The following is a 15,245-nucleotide window of genomic DNA, read 5'->3' as shown; positions in this document are numbered from 1 at the left end:
GTGCGCTACGTTCGCACCGCGTCCCCCGCCGTCGTCGTTCCTGGGAGGTCCTCGTGGCCACGCTCACCCCTCGCGCAGGCCGCCCGCTGCGCGCGCTGCTCACACCCGTCCGTGCGACGCGCGACGTCCTGCGGCCGGACGACGTCGGGGGCACCGTCGCGTGGCAGACCCTCGTGCGTGACGGGTTGCTGCGTGTCGTGCGCGGTGACGCGGCCTGTCCGGCCGACGTCTCGGTCGACCCGGCGACACGGGCAGGGTTGCTGGCGGACGAGGTCCCGACCGGTGCCGTCGTGACCGGGCGGACCGCCGCCTGGGTCCACGCCGGGTACGACGACGCCCAGAGCCTCGACCTCGTCTACCCGGCCGGACGTCACCAGCCGGACCGTCCCCTCGGCGCCCGGCTGTGGCAGGGCCCGTTGCTGCACGGCGACACGATCCACCTGGCGAGGGTGCCCGTGACGGCACCGGACCGCACGGTGGTGGAGCTGGTGCTGCACGACCCCGACCCGGTCCCGGCCGTGCTGGCGCTCGTGCGTCATGCGGGAGCCGAGCCGTCCGCGGCCCGCCGCTCGCTGGAGCGCCGCACCCGCGCCGTCGGCCGACCCCGCGCACGCGAGCACCTGGACGCGGTCGAGGCCGCCCTCGCCCGGGCAGATGCTGAGGTCGGGGCTGAGGCAGCGCTCCCCGACGGCCCGGCGTAGCGTGACCCCATGGCCTCCTCGAACGCCGTCGAGCTCGACGCCGGCGGACGCTCCGTCCGCATCTCCAGCCCGGACCGTGTCGTCTTCGCCGAGGCAGGACTGACCAAGCTGGACGTCGCCGAGTACTTCCTCAGCGTCGGTGACGGGATCCTGGGTGCGCTGCTGCACCGGCCCACCACGCTCGAGCGGTGGCCGAAGGGATACTTCGAGGGCGCCGTCATGGCGACCCGGTCGGACAGCCACGGCGACGCCTTCTACCAGAAGCGCGTCCCGAAGGGCGCACCGCCCTGGCTGGAGACCGCTCGCATCGCGTTCCCCAGCGGACGCACCGCCGACGAGGTGGCCCCGCACGAGCTGGCCGTCGTGGTGTGGGCCGCACAGATGGGAACACTCACCTTCCACCCGTGGCCCGTGCGGCGGGACGACGTCGAGGCCGTCGACCAGCTGCGCATCGACCTCGACCCGCAGACCGGAACCACCTTCGACGACGCCGCCGCCGTGGCGCCGCACCTGCGTGAGCTCCTCGACGAGCTCGGCCTCGTCGGCTACCCGAAGACGTCCGGGGGCCGTGGCATCCACGTGTTCGTGCCCCTCGCCCCCGAGTGGTCGTTCGTCCAGGCCCGTCGCGCGACCATCGCGATCGGGCGAGAGCTGGAACGGCGCCTGCCCGACCAGGTCACCACGCGGTGGTGGAAGGAGGAGCGCGGCCAGAAGATCTTCGTCGACTACAACCAGATGGCCCGCGACCGGACGATCGCCTCCGCCTACTCGATCCGCCCCAACCCCCGGGCCACCGTCTCGACGCCGCTCGAGTGGGACGAGGTCGGCGAGGTCCACCCCGACGACTTCACCGTCGCGACGGTCCCCGCGCGGCTCGCCGAGCGTGGCGACCTGTTCGCCTCGCTGCGCGCCGATCGGGACCCGACGCTCGACTGCTCGCTCGACGCCGCCCTGGCGCTCGCGCGGCGGGACGAGGAGGAGCACGGGCTCGGCGACCTGCCCTACCCGCCCGAGTACCCGAAGATGCCCGGCGAGCCCAAGCGGGTGCAGCCGAGCCGCGCCAAGGACCGGCAGCGCACGGCCGAGTGACCGCGCCGTCCGCGGCCGCAGAGACCCGCGTGCTCAGGCACCGGGGCGCCCGTACGACAGGTACACCGCTCCGTTGCTGAAGGTCCGGCTCTCCCTCAGCTCCAGCGTGGCCCGCATATCCTGCGGCAACGCCCGCCGGCCCTCGCCGACCACCCGGGGCAGGACGAAGAGGTCGATCTCGTCGACGCGACCGGCCCGGAGCGCTCCGGCAGCGGTCGTCGGACCGGAGATCTCCACGACGCCGTCGGTCTGCGCCACGATCTCGTCCAACCGGTCCAGGGTCAGCCGCCGCTCGACAGTGGTGCGCGGTGCGTCCACCGGGCCGAGCCCGTCCGAACAGACGATCTTGTCCGCCCGCGCCCACAACGCGGCGAACTCGTCCTCGACCTGCCGGCCGGGCGGCCAGTCCTCCCACACCCGCAGCATCTCGTACATGCGCCGGCCCGTCACGAAGACGCTGACGTCACGCACGCGACCGTTGATGAACTGGTGCCTGTCATCGCTGGGCGCCGTCCACCCGATCTCTCCGTCCCCGTCGTTGACGAAGCCGTCGAGCGAGCAGGAGATCATCCCGAATCTCAGTGTTCCCATGCTCTAGCGACCGCCTCGGCCCCCGAGACTCATCGCGCCGTGGTACCCGGAGCACCCGGCAGCAGACCGGCCAGGTCGTAGCCCACCGGTTCGGCGAGCTGGTCGTACGTGCAGCTGGCGGGGTCGCGGTCGGGCCGCCAGCGCTTGAACTGTGCGGTGTGGCGGAACCGGGTGCCCTCCATGTGGTCGTAGCCGACCTCCAGGACACGCTCGACCCGCAGCGGGGTGAAGGACAGGTCCTTGCCCGCGCTCCACCGCGACTGCGCGCCCGGCCGTCGCCGTCCCGCGCCGCCTTCCGAGACGGCAGGGTCCTGCCAGTCCGCCCACGGGTGCTCCGCAGCCTCCGGCGACCCCGGCTCGACGCGCAACGGCGCGAGCTCGTCGTACAGCGCGGCACGGCGAGCGGCCGAGAAGGACGCTGCCACCCCCACGAACTGCAGCGTGGGGCCGTGCCCGCCACCGTCGGGGTGGTCCCCGTACAGCCCGAGGAGCAGCGAGCCCACGAGCGGCCGCCCCGGCGTCGACGTCTTGTGCTCACGCAGCCCGGCCAGCACGACGTCCGCGGTCCGGGCGTGCTTGATCTTGAGCCAACCACGCTTGTTCGGCTCGTACGCGCCGTCGTCCCGCTTGGCGACGACACCGTCCAGCCCGGCGCCCTCGAACGTCTCCAGCCATCCTCGAGCGGTCTCGGCGTCCGTCGTCCGAGGCGTGGCATGCACCTGCGGGCCGCCCAGCCCCAGCGCGTCCAGCCGCGCGAGGCGCTCTGACAGCGGCGACGTCGACAGGTCCTCGTCGCCCACGGCGAGCAGGTCGAACACCACCATGCTCGCGGGCACCGACTCGGCGAGCAGACGCACCCGCGACTCCGCCGGATGGATGCGCTGGCTGAGCGTGTCGAAGTCCAGCCGAGCGACGCCGTCATGACCGCCGGGAGGGCGAGCCACGACGATCTCTCCGTCGACGACGCAGCGCGGCGGCAGCTCGGCGCGCACGGCCTCGACGACCTCGGGGAAGTAGCGGTCCATGGGCTTCGCCCCGCGCGAGTCGATGCGGACCTCGTCGCCGTCGCGGTAGACGATGGCGCGGAAGCCGTCCCACTTGGGTTCGTACACCCAGCGGGCGCCGTCGTCGGGCTGATCGGGAACCGTCGCGACCGAGCGAGCGAGCATGGGCCGGATCGGTGCGTCCAGGGGAAGGTCCATGAGGGCGAACCTACGCCGTGGGCGCGTCGGGTGCGCGGGGTTCAGGCGTCGGCCGGAGCCTCCGGGGCGTCCGACCCGACGTCGGCGGCCTTGGTGCCGGTGATGCGGTAGACGTCGAAGACGCCGTCGATCTTGCGCGCCGCGGCCAGGACCTGCTGCAGGTGGGCGGGCTCCGCCATCTCGAAGACGAAACGCGAGATGGCGATCCGGTCCGTCGACGTCGACACGGTGGCCGACAGGATGTTGACGTGGTGGTCCGACAGCACCCGTGTCACGTCGGACAGGAGCCGGGACCGGTCGAGCGCCTCGACCTGGATCTGGACGAGGAACATCGTGTTCGCACCGGTGGTCCACGCGACGTCGACGAGCCGCTCGGGCTGGGAGCGCAGCTGGAGGACGTTGGCGCAGTCCGCACGGTGGACGCTGACGCCGGCTCCCCGCGTCACGAAGCCGACGATCTCGTCGCCGGGCACCGGCGTGCAGCACTTGGCGAGCTTGACCCAGATGTCGTCGACGCCCTTCACGGCGACCCCGGGGTCACCGGTCGAGCGGGACCGCCGGGTCGGCTGGCCGGGCCGGGCGACCTCGGCGGTGTCCTCCGCCGTGCCGTCCTCGCCGCCGAGCGACTTCACCAGCGACTCGACGACGTGCTGCGCGGAGACGTTGTTCTCCCCGACCGCCGCGTAGAGCGCCGTGACGTCCGCGTACCGCAGCTCGTTCGCCAGTCCCACCAGGGTTTCGTGGGTCAGCAGCCGCTGGATCGGCAGGTTCTGCTTGCGCATCGCCTTGGTGATCGCGTCCTTGCCGCGCTCGACCGCTTCCTCGCGACGCTCCTTGGTGAACCACTGGCGGATCTTGTTCCGGGCACGGCCCGACTTCACGAAGGCGAGCCAGTCCTGCGACGGACCGGCCGTGTCGGCCTTCGAGGTGAGGACCTCGACCACGTCGCCGTTCTGCAGCGGCGAGTCGAGCGGGACGAGCCGCCCGTTGACCCGGGCACCCATCGTGCGGTGCCCCACCTCGGTGTGCACGGAGTACGCGAAGTCGACCGGGGTCGCACCCGCGGGAAGGGCCATGACCTCGCCCTTCGGGGTGAAGACGTACACCTCGGCGGCACCGATCTCGTACCGCAGCGAGTCGAGGAACTCGCCCGGGTCCGCCGTCTCCCGCTGCCAGTCGACGAGCTGGCGCAGCCAGGCCATGTCGTTCGCCCGCGGGTCCTTGGTCCCGCCCTTGGCGGCACGGGCGGACTCCTTGTACTTCCAGTGCGCGGCGACGCCGTACTCGGCGCGTCGGTGCATGTCGTGCGTGCGGATCTGGATCTCGACCGGCTTGCCGCCCGGCCCCACCACCGTGGTGTGCAGCGACTGGTACATGTTGAACTTCGGCATCGCGATGTAGTCCTTGAACCGGCCGGGGACCGGGTTCCATCGCGCGTGCAGGGCTCCCAGAGCCGCGTAGCAGTCGCGGACCGAGTCCACCAGGACGCGGGTGCCGACCAGGTCGTAGATCTCCGCGAAGTCGTGCCCTCGCACGATCATCTTCTGGTAGATCGAGTAGTAGTGCTTGGGGCGGCCCGTGACCGTCGCCCGGATCTTGGCACCGCGCAGGTCCGCGGAGATCTGCTCGCGCACCACCCCGAGGTACTCCTCGCGGGCCGGGGCACGCTCGGCCACCAGGTGCACGATCTCGTCGTACACCTTCGGGTAGAGGGTCTGGAAGGACAGGTCCTCCAGCTCCCACTTGATGGTGTTCATCCCGAGGCGGTGCGCCAGGGGCGCATAGATCTCGAGGGTCTCGCGAGCCTTGCGCGACGCCGACGACCCGGACACGTACTTCCAGGTGCGGGCGTTGTGCAGGCGGTCCGCGAGCTTGATCACCAGCACCCGGATGTCCTTGGCCATCGCGACGACCATCTTGCGCACGGTCTCGGCCTGCGCGGCGTCGCCGTAGGTCACCTTGTCGAGCTTGGTGACGCCGTCGACCAGCATCGCGATCTCGCTGCCGAAGTCCCGCGTGAGGTCCTCGAGCGAGTACTCGGTGTCCTCGACCGTGTCGTGCAGCAGCGCGGCCGCGAGCGTCGCACCGTCGAAGCCGAGCTCGGCGAGGATCGTCGACACCGCGACGGGGTGCGTGATGTACGGGTCGCCGGACTTGCGCTGCTGGCCCCGGTGAGCACGTTCGGCGGTCGCGTAGGCGCGTTCGAGGACGCCGAGGTCGCTCTTGGGGTGGTTGGTGCGGACCGCCTGCAGCAGCGGTTCCAGTGCCGGCGTGTTCGCGGGGGCGCCCCGCACACCGAGGCGGACCAACCGGTTGCGTACGCGGCTCCCGCCGGACGGCCGGGGCGCGTCCGTGCTGCGTCGGACCTGCGTCTCGTCGCTCACGGGCACCTCCTTCGACCAGCGTCGTGCGGGCGACGTCCGGGACGGCAAGTCTACGACCCTGCCCGGAGCAGGGTGTCGACCGTCCTTCCGGCGAGCCTGTCGCGTCCGCCCAGTCCGGCGAGCTCGAGCAGGAACGCCAGACCGGCGACCACTCCCCCGCAGCGTTCCACCAGCGCCGCCGCAGCGCGCGCCGTGCCGCCCGTCGCGAGGACGTCGTCCACCAGGAGAACACGTGCGCCGGGCCGGAGTGTTCCCGACCGGAGCTCGATGGACGCGGAGCCGTACTCGAGCTCGTAGTCGACCCGCTCGACCGGCGGTGGCAGCTTGCCGGCCTTGCGCAGCGGGAGGAACCCCACGCCCAGCCGGGTCGCGAGCGGCGCCCCGAGCAGGAAGCCGCGCGCCTCCATGCCGGCCACGACGTCGACGCCGTCGTGCGAGGCGACGACAGCGGCGAAGGCCTCGATCACGTCGGCCAGCGCCGGCCCGTCCGCGAGCAGCGGGGTGATGTCCCGGAAGACCACGGGCGGGTGCGGGTAGTCCGGCACGTCATGGATCAGCGCACGGACCTCGGCAGCCCTGGCCGGGCCCAGCCCGGCCAGGGCGACCAGCGAGATGTCGTCGGTCAACGTGGTCCCGTCACCGCTTGCGCCGCGGCTGTGCCGCGTTGCCCTGGTGGTGGCCCGGTATGAGCTGCGACCGACCGGCGGCCGCGGCCGCGAGCTCAGCCTCCTGGCCGCCGCCGGCGGCCAGCGCCCGGCGCTCCGCGAGCACGCGTTCGGTGTGCTCGCGGTACTTGGGCTCACGCTCGCGCAGCGCCACGTCGAGCGGCGTCGCCAGGAAGATCGACGACGCGGCGCCCACGGCGATGCCGACGAACAGCGAGAGCGAGAGGTCGCGCAGCGTCCCGGCGCCCAGCCAGAGCGCACCCAGGAAGAGGATGCCGGCGACGGGGAGCAGAGCGACCACCGAGGTGTTGATCGACCGGACGAGCGTCTGGTTCACCGCCAGGTTGGCACGCTCGGCGTAGGTGTTGCGCGACTGGTCGAGGACGCCGGTGGTGTTCTCGCGCACCTTGTCGAACACGACCATCTTGTCGTACAGCGAGAAGCCGAGGATGGTCAGGAAGCCGATGATCGTGGACGGCGTGACCTCCCAGCCGACCAGGGCGTAGACCCCGGCGGAGATCAGGAGGTCGGACAGCATCGCGAGGATGCCGGCGACGGACATCCGCCAGGCCCGGAAGTAGACCGCCATGAAGGCGGCCGCGAGCAGGACGAAGACGACGACGCCCCACAGCGCACGCTCGGAGACCGCCTCGCCCCACGTCGGGCCGACGAACGACTGGTCGACGTCGGCCGTGTCGACCTCGTAGGCCTGCGCGAGGGCCTCGGTGATGGCGGCCGCCTCGGCGTCCTCCACGATCTCGGTCTGGACACGTACCGCGCTGCCGCCCACGACGGCGACGCGCGGCTCGTCCTCGGGCAGGACCTCGTGCACCGCGTCGATGGCCAGGGACTGCTCGGTCGAGCTCACCTCGTTCACCGTGAACTCGGTGCCGCCGCGGAAGTCGATCCCGAGCACGAGCGGCTTGACGACGAGGATCACGATCGACGCGAGCCCGAGGACCGCGACGATCGAGAACCAGATCTTGCGCTGGGCGATGATCGGGTAGGAACGACGACCCGTGTACAGGTCGTTGCCCCACTGGGCGAAGGTCATGCTGCCGGCCATCAGCGGTTCTCCTCGTTCTCGCCGGAGCCGGCGTCGTCGGTGCGTGGCGAGCCTGGGGCGTCGTCCGGTGGCCCGTCACCGGGTCCGGCGGCGGCCCGGCGCTCGGCGGCGCGGCGCTCCGCGATCGTCAGACGACGCCCGGAGGCGTCGGTCGTGGGCGCGACACCGGCGCGGGCGCCGGCCAGGGCCGGTTCCGGTGCCGGCTCGTCGGCTGCCGGAGCACCGGCAGGCGCGGGCGTCGACACCTTCCCGGCACCGACGTATCGCGGACCGGTGGCCCGGAGCCGCTCCGGGGAGAGACCCGACCAGGCGTGGCCGTCCCGGAAGAACGGCACCTTGGTCAGCAGCTGCAGCATCGGGTGGGTGAACCAGAAGACCACGGCGATGTCGATGATCGTCGTCAGGCCCAGCGTGAAGGCGAAGCCCTGGACGCCGCCGACCGCCAGGAAGTAGAGCACGATCGCCGAGATCAGGGTGACCGACTTGGCCGCGAGGACGGTGCGCTTCGCGCGGCGCCAGCCGCGTTCGACGGCCATCGGCATCGATCGTCCGTCCCGCACCTCGTCACGGATGCGCTCGAAGTACACGATGAACGAGTCCGCCGTGAAGCCGATCGCGACGATGAGGCCGGCGACGCCGGCCAGCGACAGCCGGTAGCCCATCCCCCAGGACAGCAGCGCGATCGACAGGTACGTGATGACACCGGCCACGAGCAGCGAGCCCACGGTCACCAGGCCGAGCGTGCGGTACTGGAAGAGCGAGTACACGACGACCAGCGCCATGCCGACCAGACCGGCGAGCAGGCCGTTGCGCAGCTGCTCCGACCCCAGGGTGGCCGAGATGGTCTCCTGGCTCTGCACCTCGTAGTTGATGGGCAAGGAGCCGAAGCTCAGCTGGTTGGCCAGCGTGGCCGCCGAGTCCCGCGTGAAGTTGCCGGAGATCTGCGGACGCCCGTCGGAGATGATGACCCCGGGGTCCAGCGACGGCGCGGAGATGACCAGGCCGTCCAGGACGATGCCGAACTGGTTGCGCGGCGGCTCGAGGCCCTGGAGGCGCTCCGTCGTCTCGCGGAACTGCTCGGTCCCCTCGGCGTCCATCTCGATGAAGACGCCCCACTCGTTGGTGACGGAGCCGTTGGGGCCGGGCACCAGGCCGGAGCTGGCCGTGGTGACGTGCGTCCCGTCGACCTCCATCGGCCCCAGGATGTACTTCAGCATGCTGCCGTCGTTGGCGCACGTGACCAGCACGAGGTCGGGGTCGTCACCGCCCCCGCCCACAAGGTTGTTCGGGTCGGTGCAGTCCAGGGCGTCGAACTTCTCCTGCACCGCAGGGGTGATCTGCGCGAGGTCCGAGGGGTCCGTCGGCTCGACCTCGGCCGCCTCCTCGGCGATCCGGGCGTCGACGTCGCCGGAGTCCTCGGTGGCCTCTTCCTCGGAGCCCTCCTCCGCGGACTCGTCCGCGGGGGCCTCTTCAGCCGGCAGACCCATCTCGTAGGTCAGCACCGGACGGAACCGCATCTGCGCGGGTTGCGACACCAGGTCGATCGTGGCCTGGTCCACCTCGCCGGGGATCCCGACGACGATGTTCTCGCCACCCTGGTTCGCGATCTCGGCCTCGGCGACACCCGAGGAGTCGATCCGCTGGCGGATGACGTTGATCGACTCGTTGATCGACTCGTCCGTGATCTCCGAGCCGTCGGTCGAGACCGGCGTCAGGATGATCTGGGTGCCGCCCTGCAGGTCGAGGGCAAGGCCCGGGGCCAGGCTGGCGCCCCCGGGGTTCTCGTCGGTCTTGGGCTCGAGGTAGACCCCGGCGAGCAACGCCGCGAACGGCACCACCATGGACAGGATCGCGAAGACCACGAGCGTGCGTACGGGACGCGATCGCTGCGTGCTGGAGTTGGCCACTTGGTTCTCTTCCCGTGTGCGCGCGGCCGCCGTGGCCGACGCGTGATGGCGCCGACCGGGCGAGCCCGGCCGGCGCAGAGGTCACTTGTCCTCGGTCTCGCCGTTCTCCCGGCGCTTGTTCTCCAGGTGCTCCCGCTGCGCGGTGTCCAACCCGGAGAGGTCGTCGGGAACCTCGACGTGACCGTCTGCGGAGGCGATGCTACCCGCATCGTCCGAGGTGCCCGTGGTGTCGGTCTCCTCGGCGTCCTCCGCCTCGACGGCGGTGTCCGTGCGCTTGGCGACGGCGGCACGGAGCCACCGCGTCCGGGTGCCCGGCGTGGTCTCGATCGTGACGGTGTCGGACTCGTCGTCGATCTCGACGACGGTGCCCACCATCCCGGAACCCGTCATGACCTCCTGACCGGGTGCGAGCGCAGCACGGAACTCTGCCTGCTGCTTCTGCTGCTTGCGCGTGCGGGAGCTCATGAAGAACATGAGCGCCGCCAGCACGACGAAGAGGATGATGATCGAGAAGTCCACGTGGAGTCAGTCCTTCGGCGGTGGTCGGGTGTTCTGCTCAGTCTAGGGCCGCGGGTCGCGGCCCTCGGCCTCGTCGAACAACGTGCGCGCCGCCTGGGAGGTTCCCGGCTCCACCGCCGCAGCCCCTGCCGCCCACGTCCCGGGTGGCGCCTCGAGGCCCAGGTGGTCCCACGCCTCGGCCGTCGCGACCCGTCCGCGAGGCGTGCGGGCGACCAGCCCCTCGCGCACCAGGTACGGCTCGGCGACGGTCTCCACCGTCTCCGGCTCTTCACCGACCATCATGGCCAGCGTCGTCAGGCCGACGGGTCCACCGCCGAACCGCCGGCACAGCGCGTCGAGGACGGCGCGGTCCAGACGGTCCAGACCGATGGGGTCGACCTCGTAGACCTGGAGCGCGGAGCGGGCCGCGTGCAGGTCGAGCACGCCGTCGCCGCGCACCTGCGCCCAGTCGCGCACACGCCGGAGCAGCCGGTTGGCGATGCGGGGCGTGCCCCGGGACCGCCCGGCGATCTCGTGCGCCGCCTCGTGGCGGACCTCGACCCCGAGCAGTCCCGCCGACCGCAGGATCACGCGCTCCAGGTCGGCAGCGGCGTAGAAGTCGAGATGACCCGTGAAGCCGAACCTGTCGCGCAGGGGCGCGGGCAGCAGCCCGGACCGTGTGGTGGCACCGACCACGGTGAACGGGGGCAGGGCCAGCGGGATGGCGCTCGCGCCTGCTCCCTTGCCGACGACGACGTCGACGCGGAAGTCCTCCATCGCGACGTACAGCAGCTCCTCGGCGGGCCGGGCGAGGCGGTGGATCTCGTCGATGAAGAGCACCTCGCCCTCCTCCAGGGAGGACAGCACCGCCGCGAGGTCGCCGGCGTGCTGGATCGCCGGTCCGCTGGTGACCCGCAGCGAGGTGCCGAGCTCGGCGGCGATGATCATCGCCAGCGTCGTCTTCCCGAGCCCGGGCGGGCCGGAGAGCAGCACGTGGTCGGGTGCCGCGTCCCGGGCGATCGAGGCGTGCAGGACGAGGGAGAGCTGGTCGCGGACCACCTGCTGACCGACGAACTCCTCGAGCTTCTTGGGCCGCAGAGCCGCCTCGGCCGCACGCTCGACCTCGTCGGCGCCGGAGCCCACCAGGCGCCCGCCGAGCTCCGCCGGGTCGATGGCGCCCTCAGCCACGTGGCCCCAGACGTCGCAGCGCCGCGCGCAGGGTGGCCGGCACCTCGGTCTCGGTGACCGTCTCGGTCCCCGCCTCCGCCAGCACCTTGGCCACCGCGTCCTCCGCGACCTTGACCGACCACCCGAGGCCGGCCAGGGCGTCGACGACCTGACCGCGGCCGTCCGCGACCGCTGCCGCCGACGGACCCGCGACGCCGTCGGCCCCCGGCGCACCGAGCTTGCCGGTGAGCTCCAGGACGATGCGCTGGGCGCTCTTGGCGCCGATCCCCGGCACCCGGCGCAGTGCCGCCGTGTCCTCGCCGGCGATGGCGCGGCGCAGGGCGTCGGGCGTCAGCACGGCCAGCATGGCGAGGGCGATGCGCGGGCCGACCCCCGAGACGGACTGGGCGGTCTCGAAGACCTCGCGCTCGTCGGCCTCGGCGAACCCGTAGACGGTCATCGAGTCCTCGCGGACCACGAGCGTGGTGTGCAGCTGGGCGGGCTCCCCGGGCCGGAGCCCGGCGAGGGTCGCCGGGGTGGCGTGGACCAGATAGCCCACTCCGTTCACGTCGAGCACCGCACGGTCGAGCGTCACCTGCGTGACCGTGCCGGCCAGGGATGCGATCACCGGGCCCCCTCCTTTCCTCGAACACCCGTACGGTACCGCGCCGGCTTCTGCGCGCTGCGTTCCGCGGCCGCCCAGGCGCGTTGCGCCGGCGTGACCTCGTGGCGGTCGCCGCCCTGGAGGGCACCGGCCGGGCGCCAGAGATGGGTGATCGCCAGCGCGAGCGCGTCCGCCGCGTCGGCCGGCTGGGGCAGGCTCTGCAGCCGCAGGATGTTCGCGACCATGCGCTGGACCTGCTCCTTGCCCGCCCGGCCCGACCCGGTGACCGCGGCCTTGACCTCGCTCGGGGTGTGCAGCGCGACGGGGACGCCACGCCGCGCGGCCGCCACCATCGCCAGGCCGGCGACCTGCGCGGTACCCATCACCGTGCCGCGGTTGTTCTGCGCGAAGACGCGCTCCACCGCCACCACGTCGGGCACGTGGTCGTCCAGCCAGGTGTCCAGGCCGCGCGCGATCTCGAGCAGCCGCAGGTCCGTGCTCGTCTCCGGGGCGGTGCGCAGCACGCCCACGCCGACGAGGTCGGCCCGGCGGCCGGGGCGGGAGTCCACCACCCCGACGCCGCAACGGGTCAGACCCGGATCCACTCCCAGCACTCGCACGGCGTCACTGTCTCACGCAGCACCGACAACCCCCGGGAGCGAAACGTGCCGACGGCCTCAGTCGTCCGCGTCGAGGGCCGCCATGACCTCGTCGGAGGCGTCGAAGTTCGCGTAGACGTTCTGGACGTCGTCGCTGTCCTCGAGGGCGTCGATCAGGCGCATGATCTTGCGGGCGCCCTCCACGTCGACCTCGACCTGCATCGAGGGGTGCCAGACGGTGTCTGCGGAGTCGTACTCCATGCCCGCCTCGACGATCGCCGTCCGCACGTCGACGAGGTCGGTGGCCTCGCTCAGCACCTCGATGTGCTCCCCGAGGTCGGTCACCTCCTCGGCACCCGCGTCCAGCGCGGCGAGCATCACGTCGTCCTCGGTGACGCCGTCGGCCTTGGGGACGACGACGAGGCCCTTGCGGGAGAACAGGTACGACACCGACCCGGGGTCGGCGAGGTTGCCGCCGTTGCGGGAGAACGCGGTCCGGACCTCGGCCGCCGCCCGGTTCTTGTTGTCGGTGAGGCACTCGACGAGCACGGCGATGCCGTTGTTGCCGTAGCCCTCGTACATGATCGTCTGGTAGTCGACGGCGTCGGCGCCCTCGCCCGAGCCGCGCTTGAGCGCGCGGTCGATGTTGTCGTTCGGGACCGAGGACTTCTTCGCCTTCTGGACGGCGTCGAACAGCGTCGGGTTGCCCGCCATGTCGCCGCCGCCGGTGCGGGCCGCGACCTCGATGTTCTTGATCAGCTTCGCGAAGAGCTTGCCCCGCTTGGCGTCGATCGCCGCCTTCTTGTGCTTGGTCGTGGCCCACTTCGAGTGACCTGACATGCCTCTACCTGACTCCCTGCGTCTCCGATGGCTCTTTCACTAGCGTCGAACGGTGGCGGGGAACCTGCTCCGCTCGCCCGCGACCATGCTGACGAACAGCCCGTGCACGCGCGTGTCCCCCGTGATCTCCGGGTGGAACGCGGTGGCGAGCAGCGGCCCCTGCCGTGCCGCAACGATCCTACCGGCGGCCGCGACGGCACGGCCCTGAGTATCCACGGCCGGGATACGCGACAGCACCTCGACGTCGCGCCCGGCCTCCTCGATCCAGGGAGCGCGGATGAACGCGGTGCGCACCGCCCCGTCGGAGACGCCCACGACGTCGAGGTCGGTCTCGAACGAGTCGACCTGCCGGCCGAACGCGTTGCGCCGCACGACGACGTCCATCCCGCCGATGGTCTGCTGGTCGGCCGTGCCGTCGAGGATCCGGTCCGCGAGCAGGATCATCCCGGCGCACGAGCCGTACACCGGAAGCCCTTCCTTGATCCGTGCCTGCAGCGGGTCCCGCAGCTCGAAGATGCGCAGGAGCTTGTCGATGGTCGTCGACTCCCCGCCGGGGAGCACGAGCCCGTCGACGAGGGCCAGCTCGTCCGGTCGCCGCACGGTCACGGCGCGGGCGCCGACGGAGGCCAGGGCTGTCAGGTGCGCACCGACGTCGCCCTGGAGGGCCAGGACGCCGATGGTCGGAGTATTCACAGCCATCCATCCTACGACGGGCCGCGGGGTCGGACGCCGCGCGGTCGGCCACCGTGGGTTCACGCCGGTGGCTGACCTCGCGCGGGTGCTGTGCGCCATGTCACCGCCCCCGGGCTTGAGTCCGCCGCGACGACAGGGTTTGGACTGCTCAGGCAAGCACCCAGCACCCGATCGCGGCAGAAGAGGACGAAGACAGCGTGCGTACCAACCATGAAGACCAGAAGGTCGTGGGCCACGGGCCTCACCAGGCGTCAGTTCCACCCGGGGTCGAGTACCACCGGGTGCTGGCAGGAGAGCGCCGTCGCATCGGCCGCGGCATCCTTGCCATCGCACTTCTCGTCGGCGGCATGTTCGCCTTCATCTCCGCCCTCTACTACCTCGGCAGCTGGGTCGACGGGCTCCTCTCGTCGGGCGGGCCGGCCGACGACGGTCGGTTCCTCACCCCGGTGGCGCACACCGCCAGCCTGATCGCTACCGCACTGCTCGTGCCGTGGAGCATGGTCCTCCAACGCTGGCTCTACGGAGTGCGTGGCGCATCGCTGACCTCGGTGGCTTCTCGCTTCCGCTTCGGCCTCTTCGGGAAGGCGCTGCTGGCCATCGGCCCCGCACTGCTGATCGCCTTGGCGATCGCGGAGCACATGACGCCCTACCGGACCACCGAGTGGCTGCAGAGCGACGCGATCTGGCTGCTCGTCGTGAGCCTCGTGCTGGTGCCGCTGCAGGCCGCCGGCGAGGAGTACGGCCTGCGCGGCCTGGTCTTCCGCGTCGCGGCGAGCTGGGGGCGCGGTCGGACGACGTCGCTGATCCTGGGAATCGGCGTGTCGTCCCTGATCTTCTCCCTGATCCACACCACGGGGAATCCGATGTGGAACGCGTTCTACGTCATCTTCTCCGTGACCACGGCGTTCATCACCTGGCGCACCGGTGGGCTCGAGATCGCGATCGTGCTGCACGCCATCGTGAACACGCTGACGTTCGTCTTCTGGATCGCACTGAACGCCGACCTCGCGGAGCGGCTCGACCGTTCCGCGCCTGTGAGCCCCGGCCTGGTGATCCTGAACAGCCTCGTGTTCGTCGGCGCGGCGGTGGTGGTATGGCTGCGCACCCGGCGCTCGGGGCCGATCACGACGCCGTCGGGCCCGCTCGGATCGTCCGGCCACGGACGGTGGGGGTAGCGGCACGGACAGGCCGTACGGACAGCGTCGTCCTGGGCCGCCGAGAAGGCCTCGAGCGCCAGCG

15 protein-coding genes are annotated in these 15,245 nt (G+C 71.6%); 3 read left to right on the top strand and 12 right to left on the bottom strand.

Annotated elements, in window-relative coordinates; all coding sequences use genetic code 11:
- The first annotated feature begins 53 nt into the window (after positions 1-53).
- Both BCL65_RS14295 and ligD read left to right on the top strand, forming a co-directional pair.
- The gene (locus BCL65_RS14295) at positions 54-701 is read left to right on the top strand and encodes a hypothetical protein (protein ID WP_106269176.1); all 648 of its coding nucleotides are present in this window, start codon (positions 54-56) and stop codon (positions 699-701) included.
- 9 nt (positions 702-710) lie between these two features.
- A complete protein-coding gene (gene ligD / locus BCL65_RS14290) occupies positions 711-1,790 on the top strand; it encodes a non-homologous end-joining DNA ligase (RefSeq protein WP_106269174.1) in 1,080 nt (359 codons plus the stop codon).
- A gap of 33 nt (positions 1,791-1,823) precedes the next feature.
- On the opposite strand, the gene BCL65_RS14285 is transcribed toward ligD, so the two are convergent.
- The 12 genes from BCL65_RS14285 to pdxT all read right to left on the bottom strand — a co-directional run bounded on the left by BCL65_RS14285 (position 1,824) and on the right by pdxT (position 14,012).
- Entirely contained in the window at positions 1,824-2,381 is a 558-nt protein-coding gene (locus BCL65_RS14285; protein WP_106269172.1) for a dihydrofolate reductase family protein, read from the bottom strand.
- A gap of 29 nt (positions 2,382-2,410) precedes the next feature.
- Positions 2,411-3,583 carry an ATP-dependent DNA ligase gene (locus BCL65_RS14280; RefSeq protein ID WP_106269170.1) on the bottom strand — a complete coding sequence of 391 codons (1,173 nt, stop codon included), beginning with the start codon at positions 3,581-3,583 and terminating at the stop codon, positions 2,411-2,413.
- Positions 3,584-3,624: 41 nt separating this feature from the next.
- Positions 3,625-5,967 (bottom strand): RelA/SpoT family protein, encoded by a 2,343-nt coding sequence (locus BCL65_RS14275; protein ID WP_106269168.1) that lies wholly within the window; start codon positions 5,965-5,967, stop codon positions 3,625-3,627.
- A gap of 50 nt (positions 5,968-6,017) precedes the next feature.
- Entirely contained in the window at positions 6,018-6,593 is a 576-nt protein-coding gene (locus tag BCL65_RS14270) for an adenine phosphoribosyltransferase (protein WP_106269166.1), read from the bottom strand.
- Positions 6,594-6,603: 10 nt separating this feature from the next.
- A complete protein-coding gene (gene secF / locus BCL65_RS14265; protein WP_106269164.1) occupies positions 6,604-7,698 on the bottom strand; it encodes a protein translocase subunit SecF in 1,095 nt (364 codons plus the stop codon).
- A complete protein-coding gene (gene secD / locus BCL65_RS14260; protein ID WP_243401076.1) occupies positions 7,698-9,605 on the bottom strand; it encodes a protein translocase subunit SecD in 1,908 nt (635 codons plus the stop codon). The genes secF and secD overlap by 1 nt, the downstream gene beginning before the upstream one ends.
- Before the next feature lie 81 nt (positions 9,606-9,686).
- Positions 9,687-10,124, bottom strand: a complete 438-nt coding sequence (gene yajC / locus BCL65_RS14255; RefSeq protein WP_243401077.1) for a preprotein translocase subunit YajC — start codon at positions 10,122-10,124, stop codon at positions 9,687-9,689.
- Positions 10,125-10,166: 42 nt separating this feature from the next.
- Positions 10,167-11,291 (bottom strand): Holliday junction branch migration DNA helicase RuvB, encoded by a 1,125-nt coding sequence (gene ruvB / locus BCL65_RS14250; RefSeq protein WP_243401078.1) that lies wholly within the window; start codon positions 11,289-11,291, stop codon positions 10,167-10,169.
- The gene (ruvA, locus tag BCL65_RS14245) at positions 11,284-11,898 is read right to left on the bottom strand and encodes a Holliday junction branch migration protein RuvA (protein ID WP_106269162.1); all 615 of its coding nucleotides are present in this window, start codon (positions 11,896-11,898) and stop codon (positions 11,284-11,286) included. Before ruvA ends, ruvB begins: the two co-directional genes overlap by 8 nt.
- The gene (gene ruvC, locus BCL65_RS14240) at positions 11,895-12,494 is read right to left on the bottom strand and encodes a crossover junction endodeoxyribonuclease RuvC (RefSeq protein WP_106269160.1); all 600 of its coding nucleotides are present in this window, start codon (positions 12,492-12,494) and stop codon (positions 11,895-11,897) included. The genes ruvA and ruvC overlap by 4 nt, the downstream gene beginning before the upstream one ends.
- Positions 12,495-12,551: 57 nt before the next feature.
- Positions 12,552-13,313, bottom strand: coding sequence for a YebC/PmpR family DNA-binding transcriptional regulator (locus BCL65_RS14235; protein WP_106269158.1), 762 nt, complete (start codon positions 13,311-13,313; stop codon positions 12,552-12,554).
- Between the two features lie 39 nt (positions 13,314-13,352).
- Positions 13,353-14,012, bottom strand: a complete 660-nt coding sequence (gene pdxT / locus BCL65_RS14230) for a pyridoxal 5'-phosphate synthase glutaminase subunit PdxT (RefSeq protein WP_106269156.1) — start codon at positions 14,010-14,012, stop codon at positions 13,353-13,355.
- A gap of 275 nt (positions 14,013-14,287) precedes the next feature.
- Between pdxT and BCL65_RS14225 the strand changes: the two genes are divergently transcribed.
- Positions 14,288-15,181: a CPBP family intramembrane glutamic endopeptidase gene (locus BCL65_RS14225; RefSeq protein WP_207767735.1), complete on the top strand. Its 894-nt coding sequence runs from the start codon at positions 14,288-14,290 to the stop codon at positions 15,179-15,181.
- Positions 15,182-15,245: the final 64 nt, after the last annotated feature.

Origin of the sequence: Isoptericola halotolerans (assembly GCF_003003075.1) — a bacterium.
GTDB classification, from domain to species: domain Bacteria; phylum Actinomycetota; class Actinomycetes; order Actinomycetales; family Cellulomonadaceae; genus Isoptericola; species Isoptericola halotolerans_A.
The sequence above is the reverse complement of the archived record's forward strand: the minus strand, read 5'-3'. Positions and strand labels throughout refer to the sequence as shown.